This is a genomic window from Cupriavidus sp. 207A1, from assembly GCF_057798955.1.
Genome location: NZ_JBYOJO010000001.1, coordinates 284,701 through 301,854, shown reverse-complemented (window position 1 = coordinate 301,854; position 17,154 = coordinate 284,701). Strand labels below are relative to the sequence as shown.

The 17,154-nt window shown below is 69.7% G+C and carries 16 protein-coding genes; 9 read left to right on the top strand and 7 right to left on the bottom strand.

Annotation, left to right across the window (positions count from 1 at the left end; translation table 11 throughout):
- Window positions 1–66 precede the first annotated feature (66 nt).
- From AC3FMM_RS01385 to AC3FMM_RS01375, 3 genes are all read right to left on the bottom strand, one after another.
- Window positions 67–1,569, bottom strand: coding sequence for a tripartite tricarboxylate transporter permease (locus tag AC3FMM_RS01385; RefSeq protein WP_112774725.1), 1,503 nt, complete (start codon window positions 1,567–1,569; stop codon window positions 67–69).
- A gap of 10 nt (window positions 1,570–1,579) precedes the next feature.
- Entirely contained in the window at window positions 1,580–2,041 is a 462-nt protein-coding gene (locus AC3FMM_RS01380; protein WP_326347862.1) for a tripartite tricarboxylate transporter TctB family protein, read from the bottom strand.
- A gap of 342 nt (window positions 2,042–2,383) precedes the next feature.
- On the bottom strand, window positions 2,384–3,346 hold the full coding sequence (locus AC3FMM_RS01375; protein WP_116313466.1) for an aliphatic sulfonate ABC transporter substrate-binding protein: 963 nt from the start codon (window positions 3,344–3,346) through the stop codon (window positions 2,384–2,386).
- Window positions 3,347–3,477: 131 nt separating this feature from the next.
- Here AC3FMM_RS01375 and AC3FMM_RS01370 point away from each other — a divergent pair, with 131 nt between their 5' ends.
- From AC3FMM_RS01370 to AC3FMM_RS01350, 5 genes are all read left to right on the top strand, one after another.
- Window positions 3,478–3,843: a glyoxalase superfamily protein gene (locus AC3FMM_RS01370; RefSeq protein WP_116313465.1), complete on the top strand. Its 366-nt coding sequence runs from the start codon at window positions 3,478–3,480 to the stop codon at window positions 3,841–3,843.
- Between the two features lie 127 nt (window positions 3,844–3,970).
- The gene (locus AC3FMM_RS01365; protein ID WP_414248354.1) at window positions 3,971–4,714 is read left to right on the top strand and encodes a DUF3348 domain-containing protein; all 744 of its coding nucleotides are present in this window, start codon (window positions 3,971–3,973) and stop codon (window positions 4,712–4,714) included.
- A gap of 10 nt (window positions 4,715–4,724) precedes the next feature.
- Window positions 4,725–7,601, top strand: a complete 2,877-nt coding sequence (locus AC3FMM_RS01360; protein ID WP_414248355.1) for a DUF802 domain-containing protein — start codon at window positions 4,725–4,727, stop codon at window positions 7,599–7,601.
- The gene (locus tag AC3FMM_RS01355; protein WP_115681837.1) at window positions 7,598–8,245 is read left to right on the top strand and encodes an OmpA family protein; all 648 of its coding nucleotides are present in this window, start codon (window positions 7,598–7,600) and stop codon (window positions 8,243–8,245) included. The genes AC3FMM_RS01360 and AC3FMM_RS01355 overlap by 4 nt, the downstream gene beginning before the upstream one ends.
- Entirely contained in the window at window positions 8,238–8,906 is a 669-nt protein-coding gene (locus AC3FMM_RS01350; protein WP_488686010.1) for a DUF2894 domain-containing protein, read from the top strand. Before AC3FMM_RS01355 ends, AC3FMM_RS01350 begins: the two co-directional genes overlap by 8 nt.
- A gap of 13 nt (window positions 8,907–8,919) precedes the next feature.
- Here AC3FMM_RS01350 and AC3FMM_RS01345 read toward each other — a convergent pair whose 3' ends face one another.
- Window positions 8,920–9,933, bottom strand: a complete 1,014-nt coding sequence (locus AC3FMM_RS01345) for a zinc-dependent alcohol dehydrogenase family protein (RefSeq protein WP_488686009.1) — start codon at window positions 9,931–9,933, stop codon at window positions 8,920–8,922.
- A 93-nt stretch (window positions 9,934–10,026) separates the two neighbouring features.
- Here AC3FMM_RS01345 and AC3FMM_RS01340 point away from each other — a divergent pair, with 93 nt between their 5' ends.
- Window positions 10,027–10,947 carry a LysR family transcriptional regulator gene (locus AC3FMM_RS01340; protein ID WP_116313461.1) on the top strand — a complete coding sequence of 307 codons (921 nt, stop codon included), beginning with the start codon at window positions 10,027–10,029 and terminating at the stop codon, window positions 10,945–10,947.
- Between the two features lie 28 nt (window positions 10,948–10,975).
- On the opposite strand, the gene AC3FMM_RS01335 is transcribed toward AC3FMM_RS01340, so the two are convergent.
- Window positions 10,976–11,824 carry an amidohydrolase family protein gene (locus AC3FMM_RS01335; protein WP_488686008.1) on the bottom strand — a complete coding sequence of 283 codons (849 nt, stop codon included), beginning with the start codon at window positions 11,822–11,824 and terminating at the stop codon, window positions 10,976–10,978.
- Window positions 11,825–11,930: 106 nt separating this feature from the next.
- On the opposite strand from AC3FMM_RS01335, the gene AC3FMM_RS01330 reads away from it, so the two are divergent.
- The 3 genes from AC3FMM_RS01330 to AC3FMM_RS01320 are packed head-to-tail and all read left to right on the top strand — an operon-like array spanning window position 11,931 to window position 14,744.
- Window positions 11,931–12,680 carry a GntR family transcriptional regulator gene (locus tag AC3FMM_RS01330; protein ID WP_488686007.1) on the top strand — a complete coding sequence of 250 codons (750 nt, stop codon included), beginning with the start codon at window positions 11,931–11,933 and terminating at the stop codon, window positions 12,678–12,680.
- A gap of 35 nt (window positions 12,681–12,715) precedes the next feature.
- Window positions 12,716–13,696 carry a tripartite tricarboxylate transporter substrate binding protein gene (locus AC3FMM_RS01325; RefSeq protein WP_116313459.1) on the top strand — a complete coding sequence of 327 codons (981 nt, stop codon included), beginning with the start codon at window positions 12,716–12,718 and terminating at the stop codon, window positions 13,694–13,696.
- 58 nt (window positions 13,697–13,754) lie between these two features.
- Window positions 13,755–14,744: a Bug family tripartite tricarboxylate transporter substrate binding protein gene (locus tag AC3FMM_RS01320; protein WP_488686006.1), complete on the top strand. Its 990-nt coding sequence runs from the start codon at window positions 13,755–13,757 to the stop codon at window positions 14,742–14,744.
- Between the two features lie 24 nt (window positions 14,745–14,768).
- Here the strand turns inward: AC3FMM_RS01320 and AC3FMM_RS01315 are convergent, their stop codons facing one another.
- Window positions 14,769–15,815: an MBL fold metallo-hydrolase gene (locus tag AC3FMM_RS01315; RefSeq protein ID WP_488686005.1), complete on the bottom strand. Its 1,047-nt coding sequence runs from the start codon at window positions 15,813–15,815 to the stop codon at window positions 14,769–14,771.
- Window positions 15,816–15,847: 32 nt separating this feature from the next.
- Window positions 15,848–16,936 (bottom strand): porin, encoded by a 1,089-nt coding sequence (locus tag AC3FMM_RS01310; protein ID WP_326347854.1) that lies wholly within the window; start codon window positions 16,934–16,936, stop codon window positions 15,848–15,850.
- Between the last annotated feature and the right edge of the window lie 218 nt (window positions 16,937–17,154).

Below are 17,154 nucleotides of genomic sequence, written 5' to 3'. Positions count from 1 at the left end.
TCGTCCGCAAGGAACGAAACAGCCCGTCGTTCTCGATGCTCGAGACTGCCTTGCCCCGCTCCCCCGTTATTCCTCCTGGAACGCCTCTTCGCGCTTGGCCTTGATCGATGGCAGCGCCACCACCGCCACCAGCGCCGCCGCGGCCACCAGCAGGCCCAGCGACAGCGGACGCGTGGTAAAGACCGAGAAATCGCCGCGCGACAGCAGCAAGGTGCGGCGGAAGTTCTCTTCCATCATCGGCCCCAGCACGAAGCCCAGCAGCAGCGGCGCCGGCTCGCAGCGCAGCTTGTGGAAGACATAGCCGATCAGGCCGCAGCTGGCCGCGGCAAAGACGTCGAACACCGTGTTGTTGACCGAGTAGACGCCGATGCTGCAGAACACCAGGATGGCCGGGTACAGGAAGCGGTAGGGCACCGTCAGCAGCTTCACCCACACGCCGATCAGCGGCAGGTTCAGCACCACCAGCATCAGGTTGCCGATCCACATCGACGCGATCAGGCCCCAGAACAGCGCGGGATTGCTGCTCATGACCTGCGGGCCGGGCTGGATGTTGTGGATCGTCATCGCCCCCACCATCAGCGCCATCACCGCGTTGGGTGGAATGCCCAGCGTCAGCAGCGGGATGAACGAGGTCTGCGCCGCGGCGTTGTTGGCCGATTCCGGACCGGCCACGCCTTCGATCGCGCCCTTGCCGAATTCTTCCGGGTATTTCGACGCCTTCTTCTCCAGCGAGTACGCCGCGAACGAAGCCAGCGAGGCGCCGCCGCCCGGCAGGATGCCCAGCGACGAACCCAGCGCGGTGCCGCGCAGCACCGCCGGGATCATGCGCCTGAAATCTTCCCGCGTCGGGAACAGGTTGGTGACGCGGTCGGTGAAGGTCTCGCGATGTTCCTTCTGCTCCAGGTTGGCGATGATCTCGGCAAAGCCGAACAGCCCCATTGCCAGCGCGGTAATGCTGATGCCGTCGGTCAGCTCCGGCACGTCGAACGAGAAGCGCGCGGCGCCCGAGTTCACATCGGTGCCAACCAGCCCCAGCAACAGTCCCAGCACGATCATCGCCACTGCCTTGACCAGCGAACCCGAGGCCAGCACCACCGCGCCGATCAGGCCCAGCACCATCAGCGAGAAATACTCGGCGGGGCCGAACTTGAACGCCAGTTCCGACAGCGGCGTGGCAAACGCGGCCAGGATCAGCGTGGCCACGCTGCCGGCGAAGAACGAGCCCAGTCCCGCGGTGGCCAGCGCCACCCCGGCGCGCCCGCGCCGCGCCATCTGGTAGCCGTCCAGCGTGGTCACTACCGCCGACGATTCACCGGGCAGGTTCACCAAGATGGCGGTGGTCGAGCCGCCGTACTGGGCACCGTAATAGATGCCGGCCAGCATGATCAGCGCGGCCACCGGCGGCAGCGTGTAGGTGATCGGCAGCAGCATGGCGATGGTGGCCAGCGGCCCCAGGCCCGGCAGCACCCCGATCAGCGTGCCGAGCACGCAGCCCAGGAAGGCATAGGCCAGGTTCTGCAGCGACAGCGCGGTGGAAAACCCCAGCGCAAGATGACTCAGCAACTCCATCCGATATCCCCTAGTTGACGAAAGCGGCCGGCCACACCGGCATCTGCAGGTTGATGCCGTAGACAAAGGCCACGGTGCTGATCAGCAACAGGACCGCGGCGTTGAGGATGGCGCCCTTCCAGGTGAACTCATGGCTGGCCATCGACGACACCAGCACCAGCGCCAGCACCGACAGCACCATCCCGAGTGGCTTGAGCACCAGCCCGAACAGCACCACCGAGCCCAGGATCCACAGCAGCGTCTTGATGTCCCAGCGTGCCATGCGATCTTCATCGCTCTTGTGCGACAACGATCCGGCCGCGACCACGGCGCCCAGCAGCGCCAGCACGATGCCAAGCCAGAACGGGAAATAGCCCGGCCCCATCCTGGCGGCGGTGCCCATCGAATAGCCGCGGGCAACGAAGGAAAAGCTGAGGCCAAGGATGATGAACATCAGGCCGGAACAAAAGTCGGTTTGCTTGCGTATGCGCATGCAGGCTCCTTGAAGCGGGGGGCGACGCGACGACACCAACAGGCGGCGTCGGCTTCGGGAGTCCCGAACAATACATCATGTTGTGATATATTTTTCGGCCGGCAAGGGTTATTCCCTACGAATCGGTCGCAGGTTCAGTGCGCGGGTTGGCCATGGCGGCTGGCTTGGCGCTGGCGCCCGCAATAGCGTGCGGTGGTGGAGGTGGGGCGCGAAAGTCGGCGTGCCGGGCACGCGTGCAGGCTCGGCCTGCAGCCGGACGATGAGATGCGGTTCAGGACCTACAGGGCGCTGGCTGCGCCCTGCTGGACAGCGGATGCCCGGCCTGCGCTGGCGCGCCGCGGCCTACGCCTTGCGCCAGACCGGCGAGGCCGACACCGCCACCTTGCGCGGCAGGATGCCTTGCGCGGCAAAGGCGTCGGCAATGCGCTGCTGCTCGGCCAGCGCGGCCGCGTCGACGGTGCGCACGGCATAGCTGCGGCGCGCGTTGGCGGCCTCCACCGTGGCGGCATCCAGGCCGATCAGCGGCGCGTGCCAGCGCGCGGCCTCGGCGGGATTGCGCTTGACCCAGTCGCCCGCGTCGCGCAGCGCGTCGAACACCACCTCCAGCACTTCGGCATGCGTGCGCGCGAACGGCGTCGCCGCCAGGTAGAAGCGGCGATAGCTCGACAGCCCTTCGCCGTCGCGCAGCACGCGCGCATTGGACTGGCGCTGCACCGCGGCCAGGAACGGGTCCCAGATCACCCACGCCGCCACGCTGCCGCGCTCGAACGCCGCGCGCGCATCGGCCGGGCTGAGGTAGGCCGGCTCGATGTCGCGGATCGACAGCCCGGCGCGCGCCAGCGCCTCGAGCACCAGGTAGTGCGCGCCGGCGCCCTTGGCAAACGCCACGCGCTGGCCCTTGAGTTGGGCCACCTCGCGGATCGGCGAATCGGCGCGCACCACGATCGCCTGCGCCTGCGGCGAAGGGGTCTCGGTCGCGTAATACGTGAGCGACGCACCCGCGGCCAGCGCGAACGGCGGCACCGCATCGGCCACGTCGGCGCTGAGGTCGATGTTGCCGAGGTTGAGCGCCTCCAGCAGCGGCAGGCCGGAGGTGAACTCATACCACTGCACCGCCACGCCTTTTTGCGCCAGCGCCTTTTCCAGCGTCTGCCGCGATTTCAGCAGGATCATCAGCGTGGATGACTTCTGATAGCCGATGCGCAATGTCGTCAGGCCCTGCCCCAGGCTGACCCCAGGCAGCGCAGCGGCTGCAGCCGCCGCGGCCAGAAGCCGGCGGCGACGGGAATTGTGGGTCGGGGTCATGGCGGTGCTCCAGGAGGCAAATCGGAGCGCCAGCTTAGTCGCGGAACCGGGCCGAGCCAACGAAGATTGTTGCCAATGCTTATGCGGCGGCTATCATCCAGGATTCCGCGCCACTCCCGCACCCAGACACCATGAACCTGTCGGCCGGCATTCCCATCCTCCGCATCTTCTCGGTCGACAAGGCCATGGAGTTCTACCTCGATTTCCTCGGCTTCACGCTCGACTGGGAGCATCGCTTCGAAGACGGGTTGCCGCTTTACGCGCAGGTCAGGCGCAGCGGCCTGACGCTGCATCTGAGCGAGCACCATGGCGATGCCACGCCGGGGTCGACCGTGTTCGTGCCGGTGGAGGATATCGATGCGCTGCACCGGGAGCTGCACGCCAAGGACTATCCGTACGCGAAGCCCGGTGTGGAGGATGTGGGCTGGGGGCGGATGCTGCAGGTGGCCGATCCGTTCGGGAACCGGCTGCGGTTCTGCCAGGTGGCCGAGGATTAGGCCACGACTTCCCATGCTGGCGGATCAGCGCGGGTCCGGAGCGGACTTCCCGCCATCCTCCACCGCCCCCGCCGGCCGCGCCTCTGCCCGGGGCGTGTAAACTGCTGCATTTTTCGAATCCAGCGGAATGTTACAAGTGCCCCGGCGCACAGGCTTGAGCGGACCCACGCTGGTCCGCCTGCTGGCCCGCCTGGCTGACGCCGACGCCCCCGCCCCTGCAGGCTCGCTTTCCAGCCAGCTGAGCCAATGGCTCGGCTGGGCGGATGCGATCGCGCTGTCGTCGGCGCTGAAGGCCCAAGTGCCGGCGATGCCGCCCCCGGCAAGTGGCGGCGGCGGCACCGAAGCGCAGCAATGCGCGCGTGTGCGCGCCCGGCTGGCCGACGCCATCGCCGAAGACGCCGCGCCGGCCGGCCGGCGCCGCGGTCCGGCGAGACCGTCGGCGCTGCCGGACCCGGTCGATGCGCAGGTCGACTACGCGGTGCATCGTCAGCGCTACCTGACGTTGCAGCAGACCATGGAGACCAGCATCGGCAGCCTGCGCGGCGGCCTGCGGGCGGCGCTGTCGGCCGGTACGCCGGCCATGGCCAAGCTGGCCATGGTCGACGCGGTGATGGAGCGCGTGCTCGGCGCGCGCGAACAAAGCCTGCTGGGCGCGGTGCCGAGCCTGCTGGAGGCGCACTTCCAGCGCCTGCGCCAGGCCGAAGCCGCGGCACTGGAGGCGCAGGCCCAGGCACAAGGACAACCCGCGGCGGTCCGCGCCGGCGCATGGCTGGGCGTGTTCCGCAAGGATATGCAGAGCGTGCTGCTCGCCGAACTCGAGATCCGCTGGCAGCCCATCGAAGGCCTGCTGGCGGCGCTGCAAGACAGCTAACCCGGACATCATGACCCGATACCTATCCCATATTGTTGCGTTCCTGGCGGGCCTGGCGGTCGTCTGCTGGATTGGCGCGGGCTATGCCGGCACCAATTTCCTGGCGCTGGTCGTCACCCTGCTGATCGGCGGCTTCTACGTGGGCGGCGCGCTCGAACTGCTGCGCTACCGCCAGGCCACCGCCACGCTGGCGCAGGCGCTGGCCGGACTGGCCGAAGCGCCGGCCAGCCTGGGTGGCTGGCTGGAACGCCTGCACCCCAGCCTGCGCGACAGCGTGCGGCTGCGCGTCGAAGGCGAACGCGTCGGCCTGCCCGGCCCCGCGCTGACGCCGTACCTGGTCGGGCTGCTGGTGCTGCTGGGCATGCTCGGCACGTTCCTCGGCATGGTGGCCACCTTGCGCGGCACCGGCATCGCGCTGGAAGGCGCCACCGACCTGCAGGCGATCCGCGCTTCGCTGGCGGCGCCGGTCAAGGGGCTGGGCTTTGCCTTCGGCACCTCGGTCGCGGGCGTGGCCACCTCGGCCATGCTGGGCCTGCTGTCCGCGCTGTGCCGGCGCGAGCGCATCCAGGCCGCGCAGGCGCTCGACGCCCGCATCGCCACCACGCTGCGCAGCTATTCGCGCGGCCACCAGCGCGACCAGGCCTTGCAGCTGCTGCAGCGCCAGGCCGAAGTGATGCCGGCGCTGGCCGAGCAGATGCAGGCCATGATGCGCGCCATGGCGCAACAGCACGAGACCCTGGCCGAGCGGCTGGTGGCCAGTCAGGACGCCTTCCACGGCAAGACCGAGGCGGTCTATGCGCGCCTGGCGTCATCGGTGGAGCAATCGCTGAAGGACAGCATTGCCGACAGCGCCCGCGCCGCCGGTGCCGCGATCCAGCCCGCGGTGGACGCGACCATGGCCGGCCTGGCGCGCGAGACCACGGCGCTGCGCGACACCGTCACGCAGGCGGTGCAACAGCATCTGGACGGCGTTTCGAGCCGGTTCGAGCGCGCCACCGCCGGTGTCGCCGATACCTGGAACCAGGCCCTAGCCGGCCATCAGCGCACCAGCGAGGCGCTGGCGGCGGACCTGCGCACATCGCTCGATGGCTTCAGCCAAACTTTCGAACAACGTTCGGCCAGCTTGCTGGACGGCGTCGCCAGCCGCTTCGACTCCGTCGCGGCCAGCACCGCCGAAGCCTGGCGCGAGGCGCTGTCGCAACAGCAGCAGGCTGGCGAAAAGCTGGCCGGCGACAACCAGCAGGCGCTGGCGGCCGCCGCGGCAACGTTTGGCGAGCACGCCGCGGCGCTGGTGCGCAGCGTTGACGCCTCGCACGCCGGCCTGCAGGCCCAGCTGGCCGCGCAGGACGCGCAGCGCCTGTCGGCCTGGGCCGACACGCTCGGCGGCATGACGGCCACGCTACGCCAGCAGCTGGAACAGCTGAACGCGCACACCGTCAGCCGCCACGACGAAATCAGCGCCACGCTGGCGCAGAGCGTGCGTGAGGTCTCGGCGCAGACGCAGGCGCATGCCAGCAGCACGCTGGCCGAGATCGACCGCCTGGTGCAGGCCGCCGCCGAAGCGCCGAAGGCCGCTATCGCGCTGCAGGCCGAACTGGCGTCGCGCGATGAAGCGCGCTTTGCCGCATGGACCGACACGCTCGGCGGCATCACCGCAACGCTGCGCCAGGAATGGCAGCAGCTGAACGCGCACACGGTCGCGCGCCAGGATCAAATCAGCGCGACGCTTGCGCAGAACGTGCAAGAGATCTCCGCGCAGACGCAGGCACATGCCAGCCGCACCCTCGCCGAAATCGACCGCCTGGTGCAGGCCGCCTCGGAAGCGCCGAAGGCCGCGGTCGCGCTGCAGGCGGAACTGGCCGAGCGCGATGCAGCGCGCTTCGCCGGCTGGACCGAGACCCTCCACAGCATCGCCGCCACGCTGCGCGAGCAATGGGAGCAGTCCAGCACGCACGCCGCCGCGCGCCAGCAGGAAGTCTGCGAGGCGCTGGCGCAGACCGCGCGCGCGATCTCGACCGAGACCCAGGCGCACGCCACCACCACCCTCGCCGAGATCGACCGCCTGGTGCAGGCCGCGGCCGAGGCGCCGAAGGCCGCCACCGCGCTGCAGGCGGAGCTGGTGGCGCAGGACGCGCAGCGCCTGGCCGCCTGGACCGAATCGCTGGGCACCATGGCGGCTGCGCTGCGCGGCGAATGGGAGCAGGCCAGCGCGCACGCCACCGCGCGCCAGCAGCAGATCTGCGAAACGCTGGCCGTCACGGCGCGCGACATGGCGGCACAGGCCCAGGCCCAGGCCACCGATACCGTCGCCGAAGTCTCGCGCCTGCTGCAGGCCGCGAGCGAAGCGCCCCGCGCCGCCGCCGAGGTCATTGCGCAGCTGCGCGAGAAGCTGACCGAGGGCATGGCGCGCGACCACGCCATGCTGGAAGAACGCAGCCGCATGATGGAAACGCTGGGCACGCTGCTTGACGCCGTCAATCACGCCTCCACCGAACAGCGCACCGCGGTGGATACGCTGGTCGCCACCACCGCCGACCTGCTCGAGCGCATCGGCACGCGCTTCACTGACAAGGTGGAGTCCGAGACCGGCAAGCTTACCGACATCGCCGCGCAGGTCACCGGCAGTGCGGTCGAGGTGGCCAGCCTGGGCGAAGCCTTCGGCGTGGCGGTGCAGTTGTTCAGCGAATCGAACGGCAAGCTGATCGACCACCTGCAGCGCATCGAAGCCGCGCTGGACAAGTCGATGACGCGCAGCGACGAGCAACTGGCCTACTACGTGGCGCAGGCGCGCGAGGTGGTGGACCTGAGCATGCTGTCGCAGAAGCAGATCCTGGAAGACCTGCAGCTGCGCGCAGCCCGGCAGGCGCCCAGCGCAGAGGCGGCATGAGAGAAGAACTCGACGCCGGCGTTGAGCCCACCGTGCCGGCCTGGGCGGTCTTCGGCGACTTGATGTCGGTGCTGCTGGGCGCGTTCGTGCTGGTGCTGCTGGGGGTCATCGGCGTGCAGATGGAGCTGTCGGCGCGGCTCGAAGCCGAGGTGAAGCAGCGGCAGGAAGAAGCCCAGCGCCGCCAGACGCTGGAAAAGGCGCTGGCCGGGCCGCTCGCGGCCGGCCGCGTGACGCTGGTGAACGGGCGCATCGGCATCAGCGGCAGCGTGCTGTTCGCGCTGAATTCCGCCGAATTGCAACCTGAAGGCCGCGACCTGCTCAAGAGCCTGGCCCAGCCGCTGTCGGCCTACCTGCGCAGCCGCGACGAGATCCTGATGGTCAGCGGCTTTACCGACGACCAGCAGGTGCGCGAGGGCAACCGGCGCTTTGCCGACAACTGGGAACTGTCGGCGCAGCGCGCCCTGACCGTGACCCGTACGCTGATCGATGCCGGCATCCCGCCCTCGTCGGTGTTCTCGGCCGCGTTCGGCTCGCAGCAGCCGGTCACGCCGAATGCCGATGCGGCGGGCCGCGCAAAGAACCGGCGCGTGGAAATCTCGCCGGTGCCACGCGTGACCACCGGCACGGTGAAGGCGCATGGCTGAGCTCGACGCGGCGGCCGGTGCCCGCGCGCAACTGGACGCCTGGCAAGCCAGCGGCGCCGATCGTGCCGACCCCGTGCGCTTCCGGCTGATGCAGGCACTGGCCGCCCGCGCGGCCGGACACGGCGGCGCGGCGCGCCAGTTGCTGGAGGCGCGCCTGCAGGACCTGGTCGCCGCATACGCCGCCATCTTGCAGCGCAACGCCGACAACTTCGACGAAGCCACTGGCCAGCCCGCGCCGGTGCAAGCCGCAAGCGCCCTTGGCGCACTGGTCCACGACCTCGCCGCGCGCGCGAGGCCGGCCATCGCCACGGCTTCAAACGATGTCCGTGCGCTGCCGGCGCCGGCACAAGGCGCGGATACGCCGCTGGTCGACACCCTCGCCGACTACTTCCGCGAGACCTGGGCCCGGGTCAGCGTCGAGCAGCAGTTCCGCGAGTCGCTGGAACGCGTGCCGGAGAACGCCGGGCCGCTCAATACCGACCATCTCGTGCATCGCTCGCTGTCGCTGATGCGCGAGACCTCGCCGGAATACCTGCGGCATTTCCTGTCGTATGTCGAGGGCATGGCGTGGCTGGAGCAGTTGAACGAGGCGGCCGCGGCGCAAAAGGAAGCGGCCCGCGCCGCCGCCAGGAAGAATACGCGGGCGAAGGCCCGCAAGTAGCGGCCCGGCCGCCTCAGTCCACCCGCACCACCACCTTGCCGAAGGCGCCGCGCTCGAGGTGATCGAGCGCCGCCGGCAGCTCGCCGAAGCCGTACGCGCGCTCGACCACGGGGCGCAGCTGCAGCCAGTCGACGGCGCGCACCAGGTCCTGCAATGCGCGCCGGTGCGACACGCCGATCCCCTGCACGGTCACGCGGCCATGCAGCACCGGATAGACGTTGGCACGCAGCTCGTCGCCCTGCAGGTTGCCGATCACCGAGATCCGGCCGCCCTGCGCCAGCGCGGCCAGCGAGCGGCCGAAGTTGTCGCCGCCGGCCAGTTCCAGCACATGGTCGGCGCCCTGGCCGCCGGTCAGCTCGCGCACCGCGGCGGGCCAGTCGGGCGTGCGGCCGCGATGGATGCCGTGCGCCGCGCCCAGCGCCTGGGCGCGCGCCAGCTTGTCGTCGCTGCCCGACACCACGATCACGCGCGCGCCCTGGGCGCGGGCGATCTGCACCGCGAACAAGGCGACGCCGCCGGTGCCGATCACCACCACGGTATCGCCGGGCCGCGTCACCGTGGCCTCGGCCAGCGCCTGCCATGCCGTCAGTCCGGCGCAGGTCAGCGTGCTGGCCTGCGCGGCGTCGAGCGTGCGCGGCGCCGCCACCAGCGCGTCCTCGGCCAGCACCACGTATTCGGACAGCATGCCGGGGCCCGGCACGCCCAGCGGCTTGCTGTGGCGCGGCTGCACGCCATCGCGCCAGCCGGTGAAGAAGGTGCTGATCACCGCATCGCCCGGGGCAAAGCCGGCAACCCCATCGCCAATGGCCACGACTTCGCCGCGCATGTCCGACCCCGGCACCAGCGGCGGCTGCACCGGCATCCCCATGCCGTCGTGGAGGATCAGCAGGTCGCGGTAGTTCAGGGCCACCGCATGCACCCGCACCAGCACTTCGCCATGTCCCGGCGTGGGTATTGGCGCATCGACGCGATGCAGGTGGTTGCGGCCGAATGCCGAAAGTTGCCAGCGTTGCATGGAGGAAGTCATGGGTGCGGTCCTGTGGGTGAAAAACGGTGAGCCCACTATACTGATTCCCCATCAGATCCATTGGGCAATCGAAGTCCTTTCTGTGTAGCCACCATGGAACCAATCACCCATGACCGGCTGGCCGGCATCACGGCCTTCGTGGTCGCGGCGGAAGCCGGCAGTTTTGCCCAGGCGGCGGCACGCCTGGGCCTGACGCGCTCGGCCATCGGCAAGGCCGTCGCGAGGCTGGAGGCACGCGTCGGTGCACGGCTGTTCGTGCGCACCACGCGCAGCCTGGCGCTGACCGATGACGGCCAGGCGTTCTACGAGCGCTGCGCCCAGGCGCTGGAAGAGCTGGATGCCGCCCAGCACATGCTGGAGGCCGGGCGCGGCGCCGTCGCGGGCCGCGTGCGCGTGAGCGCGCCGGTGGTGTTCGGCCGACATCATGTGGCGCCGCTGCTGCTGGAACTGGCGGAGCGACATCCGCAACTGCGGCTGGAAGGCAACTTCACCGATCGGCTGGTGGACTTTGCCGACGACGGCATCGACCTGGCGATCCGCAGCGGCCGCCTGCCGGACAGCGACACGCTGGTGGCACGGCCGCTCGGCACGCAGGCCATGGTGCTGTGCGCGGCGCCCGACTACCTGCGCCGCCATGGCACGCCGGCCACCACTGCCGGACTGCTGTCGCACCAGTGCCTGGTCTACCTGCGCGGCACCCAGCCCGTACCCTGGTCGCTGGCCGATACCGACGGCAATCCGGTGCGCCCGGAACTGTCACATCGGCTCGCCTTCGACGACATCGATACCCTGGCCATGGCCGCGATCCGCGGCGCCGGCGTGGCCAGCCTGCCGCTGTGGCTGGTGCGCGCGCCGCTGCAGCAGGGCACGCTGGCGCGCGTGCTGCCGCAGGCCTCGGTCAGCCGCACGCCGTTGCACCTGGTATGGCCGCGCACCCGCTTCCTGCCGCACAAGCTGCGGGTGACGATTGACCTGCTGATGGCGGCGCTGCCGGCAGTGCTGGCGCCGGATTGAAGGCCCGCCGTGCGGCGCCGCGATACCGCTACGCCGCCACGGCAAACCCGTAAAGCGCCGCGGCGTTGCGCCAGCGCAGCGCCGCGGACAACGCCGCGCCGTCACCGCCCTGCTCTTGCCACGCGGCAAGCGTGCGGCACTCGTCCAGCCGCGGCGGCCCCTCGTGATTGGTCCAGGGCCAGTCGCTGCCCCACAGCAGGCGGTCATCGCCGACGAGGTCGCGCCAGCGCTGAGCAAGCCGGGGCCAGTCGTGCGGCGATGCCAGCCGGTAGGGCGCGCTGATCTTCACCCACAGCTGGCGGCGCGCGCGCACTGACATGGCGGCGTCGAAGACGGGATCCGCGATTCCTGCCGTGCCGGGCCGGCCGAAGTGGTCAAGCACGACCGGCGCGCCCGCATCGCCAAGCGCCGCATCCAGCTGCGCCAGCACCACTGCGCCCTGCCCGTTGCCGGTATGGAGCTCGACGTGCCAGCCCAGCGCGGCGATCCTGTGGAACAGCGCGCGCCATGGCGCAGTGGCAATGCGTTGCCAATCCGGATCGCCGTACAGGTTCAGGCGGATGCCGCGCACGCCAGCGGCCTGGAACGCCGCCAGTTGCGCGTCCGTGATCGTCGGGTCGATCACCGCCACGCCGCGCAGGCGCCCGGGCAGCGCCTGCAGCGCGGCCAGCAGCGCGGTGTTGTCGGTGCCGAGAAAGCTGGTCTGCACCACCACCCCATACAGGTCGCCCTGGCCACCCAGGCCGCCGAGCGCCGCCTGCCAGTCGTGCAGCCCGGCGGCATAGGCCGGCCGGTAACGCGCCGCTGCCGTGGCCACGCCGGTATCGAAGACGTGGAAATGGGTATCCACCAGCGGCAAAGCGCGCCTGCTCATCATCAAGCCTCCGTGGGGCGGGTATATCCGGATATGGCGTCCAGACCCGCGTCAGTATTCTAGTCCTCTAGAGGACATAAGCATTCAATCAATTTAGCACGGCTCCGGCATGCCAGACAACGCACCGCTCCAGACCACCACCGCCACCGCGGGGCTGAGCCGTTACGGCCAGATCGCGGCGGCACTGCGGGACAGGATCGTTTCCGGCGCCTGGACGCCGGGCAGTGCCATTCCGGCCGAAGGGGCGCTGGCCACGGAGTTCGGCATCGCGCTGGGCACCATCCGCCAGGCCATCGCCGTGCTGGTCCAGCAAGGCCTGCTCGAGCGCGTGCAGGGCAAGGGCACCTTCGTGCGCAAGGGGCTGAGCGGCGCCAGCCTGATGCGCTTCTTTCGCTTCGGCGGCGCCGATGGCGCGCCCGTGGTGCCGCGCTCCGAAATCCTGTCGTGCCGCGCCGTCCGGCTGGACAAGGCCATGGCGGGGCGTTTCGGGCTGGACAGCGGCGCGCGCGGGCTGGCGGTCTCGCGCCGCCGCTGGCTGGAACAGACGCCGCGGCTGCTGGAATCGATCTGGCTGCCGCTGCCGCGCTGCGAAGCCCTGCAGCAGCTGCCGCCGGCGCAGTGGGGCGACCTGCTCTACCCGCTGCTGGGCAGCGCCTGCGGCGTCACGGTCCATCGCGCCGTGGACGAGGTGACCTTCCGCACGCTGGCGGCGGACGAGGCCGCGTTGCTGACGCTGCCCGATGCGCATCCCTGCGCGGTCGTCACGCGCCACGCCTTTGACCTGGCCGGCCACTGCATCGAATACCGGCTGACACGCGGCGACGCCTTTGCCTTTCGCTATACCGCCGAAGTCCGCTGAGGTCCGTGATGGACCGTCGCCAAGGAGACCGACCCATGCATGCACGCCACGCGATCGCCGCCGCCGCCACCGCCTTGATCGCCATCGGCACGCCGGCGCAGGCCGCCGACAACGCCGCGGCCTGGCCGGCACGCCCCATCACCATCGTGGTGACCTATCCGCCGGGTGGCGGCGCCGACCTGATGGCACGGCTGATCGCGCCCGGCCTGGGGCGCGAGCTGGGGCAGACCGTGGTGGTCGAGAACCGGCCGGGTGCCGGCGGGCAGATCGGCGCGGCCTATGTCGCCAAGGCCGCGCCCGACGGCTACACGCTGATGGTCGATGCCTCGTCCTATGCCGTGAATCCCAGCCTCTATCCGCGCCTGCCCTACGATCCGGACAAGGCGTTCCGGCCGGTCGGCGTGCTGGCGCGCTATCCCAATGTGCTGGTCGCCACGGCAGGCTTCCCGGCGGGCAAGGTCAGCGAGGTGGTGGCCATGGCCAGGCAGAAGCCGGGCTCGGTGGCCTTTGCGTCGTCGGGCAACGGCTCGGCACAGCATCTGGCCGGGGTCTTGTTCGAGCAGCGCGCCGGCGTCGACTTGCTGCACGTGCCCTACAAGGGCGGCGGCCCGGCCATGACCGACGTCATTGCCGGACAGGTGCCGCTGTTCTTTGCCAACGTGGCTTCGAGCCTGCAGCACATCCAGGCCGGCAAGCTCAAGCCGCTGGCGGTGACCAGCCGGTCGCGCAGCCCCGCGCTGCCCGCGGTGCCGACCATGCAGGAAGCCGGCGTGGCCAGCTACGAGGTGTATGAATGGAACGCGGCCTTCCTCCCCGCCGCGACCCCGGAGCCGATCGCCGCGAAACTTGCCGACGCACTGCAGAAGGTGATGACCAGCGCCGAGATCCGGCAACGCGTGGCCGAGCTGGGTGGCGAGGTGGTGGCAGCATCCCCGGCGCAAGCGCGCCAGTTCATCGACGCGCAGGCGCGGCAATGGGCCAAGGTCATCCGCGACGGCAACATCAAACCCGAATAACCACCCGTATCGCCCCGGCCATGCAACGGCCCGGCTACCGCAATCCCAGGAGACATGCATGACCGCAGCCAATCCCATTCGCCGCCAACTGCTCAAGGCCAGCGCCGCGCTGGGCGCGTGCGCGCTGGCGCCCTCACTCGCCCGCGCCCAGGCGTGGCCGGCCAAGCCCGTCCGGCTGGTGGTGCCGTTCGCGCCGGGCGGCAGCTCCGAGATCGTCGCGCGTTCGACCGCGGCGGAGCTGACCAAACTGCTCGGCGTGTCCGTGTTCGTCGAGAACAAGCCGGGCGCCGCCGGCAATATCGCGATGGGCGAAGTCGCGCGTGCCGACGACAACCACACGCTGATCCTCGGCCATATCGGCACGCTGGCGGTCAATCCCTTTATCTTCCCGAAGCTGCCGTATGACCCGGTCAAGGACTTCCGCGCGATCTCGCTGCTGTCCAAGGTGCCAAGCCTGTACGTGGTCCACCCCGACGTACCCGCGAAGAACCTGAAGGAATTCGTGGCGCTCGCCAAAAGCAAGCCCGGCAAGCTCAACTATGGATCGGCCGGCAACGGCAGCGCCGGCCACCTGGCCTTCGAATACCTGAAGGCCGCCTCCGGCACCTTCATCACCCATGTGCCATACCGCGGCAGCGGCCCGCAGATCACCGACCTGCTGTCCGGCCGGCTGGACGCCGCCGCGGTGGGTGCGCCCGCGATCCTCCAGTTCATCAAGGCGGGCAAGGTGCGCTGCATCGCCACCGGCACGACCCGGCGCATCGCGCAGTTGCCCGACGTGCCCACGGTCGCCGAGCAAGGCTATCCCGGCTTCGAGATGACGCAGTGGTACGGCCTGCTGGCGCCGGCATCGCTGCCGCAGGCCGCCGCTGACAAGCTGGCCGACGCCACCATGAAAGCCGTGAAGAGCCAGAGCTCGGTCGAACGCCTGAGCGCGGACGCGGCCATCGTGGTGGGCAGCACGCCGGCGGAATTCTCGCGCTTCATCGCGCAGGAGCAGCAGCGCTGGCGGCCGATCATTGCGCGTGCCGGGATCAAGCCGGACTGATATCGGCCAACGCCGTCCGGCGGCTCATGGCTTTTCCTGCCACACCGCGATGCCGCCCGAGGTCCCGGCACGGCCATCCAGGCTGATCTCCATGCGGGTCAGGTCTTCGCCAACCAGCAATCCACCGGCATAGGTCTTGCGGACCCGCTCGACGATCTGCCCGACGGTGGCGTCGCCGTTCAGGCCGATATGGCTGAACACGGCCAGTTTCGGCGCCGCGGCCTGGAACACGCGCGCGGCGTCCTCGGGCGAAGACAGGTGGTCGTAGATGGCGCGGTACGCAGGGTTGGCAGCGAGCAGCGCATCGGGGATCAGCGTGACGCAATGCACCAGCACGTCCGCGTTCCTGGCCTGCGCCACCACGGCGGGGCTGAAGCGGGTATCGCCCGACAGCACCACCGAACGGCCGCGATAGTCGATGCGGTAGCCGTACGACGGGCGGATGTGGTCGCCGTGGTCGTTCTCGAAGGCGGTCACGCGCACGCCGTCTTTCTCGTAGACAACGCCGGGCGCGACGTCGTGCGCGTCGATGGTGATGCCGGTCAGCGCGCTGCCTTCATCCTTGTGGCGGATCGCAATATCGGCGGCAAAGGCCTGGCGCAGGCCGTCCGCCAGCGCGCGCGTGCCCGCCGGGCCGTACAGCGCCATGGGCCGGTCGCGGCGGCCGTAGGGCGGGCGCAGCCAGCCGGTCAGCCACAGGTCGGGCAGGCCCACCAGGTGGTCGGAATGGAAATGCGTGAGGAAATGCGCATCGACGCTGCCCAGCGGAATCCGCAGCTGCCACAGGCGCACCGATACGTTACGGCCGAAATCGAAGACCAGTTTCTGGCCACCGGCCTCCACCAGCGTGCTGTAGCCGGCGCGAGCTGGCGACGGCACCGGCGTGCCCGTGCCCAGCAGCGTCACACGGAAGTGGTCGGCGCCCTCGGCGCCGCCAGCGTGGGGGGCGGCCGTCGCAGCGGCTGCGGCACCGGTAGCCACCGGTGCCGTGGCGGGCGCGGCGGCGGCGAGCGCCGCAGCGCAGGTCATGACGATGCCGGTCAGCACCGACAGCAAGCGGGATGGTTTCATCGTTCTACCTCTTGAAGGAATGCCGCAACGGCTCAGAAGATCTGCTTGATGCCAAGCATGACGCCGGCCTGGTTGCCGCCGGGTACGGGATTGCCGCCGGGGCTGCCGCCGCTGACCGACAGCGCCGACTGGCCGCGATTGTCGATATAGCCTGCGGTGGCATAGATGGAGGTGCGTTTCGAGAACGCATAGGTGCCGCGGATCGCGCCAAGCCAGGCTCCGTTCGCGCTGTGGCGGTAGCTCAGGTAATAGATTTCGCCGGCAAGGTTGAACGCGGGCGTGAGGTCACGGGACACCCCCGCGAACCACAGATCGCTGCGCGGCGTGGCGCTCGCCTGGTTGTTGCGCGACAGCAGCCCCAGGCCCAGCTTGGTCCGCTGCAGCAGCAGGTAGCCGCCCAGCGAGAAGCGATCGTCTTTCAGGCTGCTGCGGGTCAGGCCGCCAAAGGCGCCGGGGCCGCCGCGCAGCGAATCGTAGGCGGCGCTCACGCCCCACCAGTCGGTCTCGTACATCAGCATGGCCGACCATTCGCGGCAGGCGCGTGCATCCGCGGGATTCTCGCCCGCGCAGTTGGTGCCGGCCGGTCCGGGGCCGGCATTGACGGCATCGCGACCCAGGCTGTACGTCGCGCCGACCGTGACGCCGCCGAACTTGCCCTTGTACGACACCGCGTTGTCGGCGCGCGTGTTGGGGATATAGCTGTCGATCGAGCCCACGCCATAGACATTGGAGGTCAGGATGTCGGTATCGAGCCTGGCCCAGAACAGCATGGTGTACTGGCGCCCAAACCCGAGCTGTCCCCACGGGCCGCTCAGCCCGACGAAGGCCTGCCGCCCGAACAGGCGCGCGCCCTGGTTCGACACCCCGGAGTCGGGCGCAAACCCCGATTCGAGCACGAACACGCTCTTCAGCCCGTTGCCAAGGTCCTCAGTGCCGCGCAGTCCCCAACGCGACGGCACGGTCGCCGCCAACGACGGCTGGCGCACCAGGGTACTGCCCGCCGCGCCAACGTGGTTCAGCATTTCCACGCCCGTATCGATGACGCCGTAGAGGGCCACTGACTGCGCCGCCGCCGCCATTGGCATGGCGGCGATCAGTGCGGCCGCGATGCGTATTTTCATGTTGCCTCCTCCTGGCCGGGCCGAGTTGCCGCGGATTTGCCCGACCTGTGCATGTTCATATTTGAACATCTGTTTCTTTATTGAACCAACAGGCGCGAATCATATCGCTGTCTGCAGCGCAGGCGGAGTGGGGAAACTACCAACCGGGGGAAACGCGGTATGTGGCTGAAGGCGGATCGGTGGCGCGCACGCCGGTCCCGCTACACGCACCATTTACA

Bases quoted from the DNA above. Each gene is read 5' to 3' on its own strand.
- AC3FMM_RS01360 (WP_414248355.1), top strand. From the start codon at position 4,725: ATGACCCGATACCTATCCCATATTGTTGCGTTCCTGGCGGGCCTGGCG.
- AC3FMM_RS01345 (WP_488686009.1), bottom strand. From the start codon at position 9,933: ATGACTTCCTCCATGCAACGCTGGCAACTTTCGGCATTCGGCCGCAAC.
- AC3FMM_RS01380 (WP_326347862.1), bottom strand. From the start codon at position 2,041: ATGCGCATACGCAAGCAAACCGACTTTTGTTCCGGCCTGATGTTCATC.
- AC3FMM_RS01350 (WP_488686010.1), top strand. From the start codon at position 8,238: ATGGCTGAGCTCGACGCGGCGGCCGGTGCCCGCGCGCAACTGGACGCC.
- AC3FMM_RS01330 (WP_488686007.1), top strand. From the start codon at position 11,931: ATGCCAGACAACGCACCGCTCCAGACCACCACCGCCACCGCGGGGCTG.
- AC3FMM_RS01310 (WP_326347854.1), bottom strand. From the start codon at position 16,936: ATGAAAATACGCATCGCGGCCGCACTGATCGCCGCCATGCCAATGGCG.
- AC3FMM_RS01325 (WP_116313459.1), top strand. From the start codon at position 12,716: ATGCATGCACGCCACGCGATCGCCGCCGCCGCCACCGCCTTGATCGCC.
- AC3FMM_RS01365 (WP_414248354.1), top strand. From the start codon at position 3,971: ATGTTACAAGTGCCCCGGCGCACAGGCTTGAGCGGACCCACGCTGGTC.
- AC3FMM_RS01375 (WP_116313466.1), bottom strand. From the start codon at position 3,346: ATGACCCCGACCCACAATTCCCGTCGCCGCCGGCTTCTGGCCGCGGCG.
- AC3FMM_RS01385 (WP_112774725.1), bottom strand. From the start codon at position 1,569: ATGGAGTTGCTGAGTCATCTTGCGCTGGGGTTTTCCACCGCGCTGTCG.
- AC3FMM_RS01335 (WP_488686008.1), bottom strand. From the start codon at position 11,824: ATGATGAGCAGGCGCGCTTTGCCGCTGGTGGATACCCATTTCCACGTC.
- AC3FMM_RS01320 (WP_488686006.1), top strand. From the start codon at position 13,755: ATGACCGCAGCCAATCCCATTCGCCGCCAACTGCTCAAGGCCAGCGCC.
- AC3FMM_RS01355 (WP_115681837.1), top strand. From the start codon at position 7,598: ATGAGAGAAGAACTCGACGCCGGCGTTGAGCCCACCGTGCCGGCCTGG.
- AC3FMM_RS01370 (WP_116313465.1), top strand. From the start codon at position 3,478: ATGAACCTGTCGGCCGGCATTCCCATCCTCCGCATCTTCTCGGTCGAC.
- AC3FMM_RS01340 (WP_116313461.1), top strand. From the start codon at position 10,027: ATGGAACCAATCACCCATGACCGGCTGGCCGGCATCACGGCCTTCGTG.
- AC3FMM_RS01315 (WP_488686005.1), bottom strand. From the start codon at position 15,815: ATGAAACCATCCCGCTTGCTGTCGGTGCTGACCGGCATCGTCATGACC.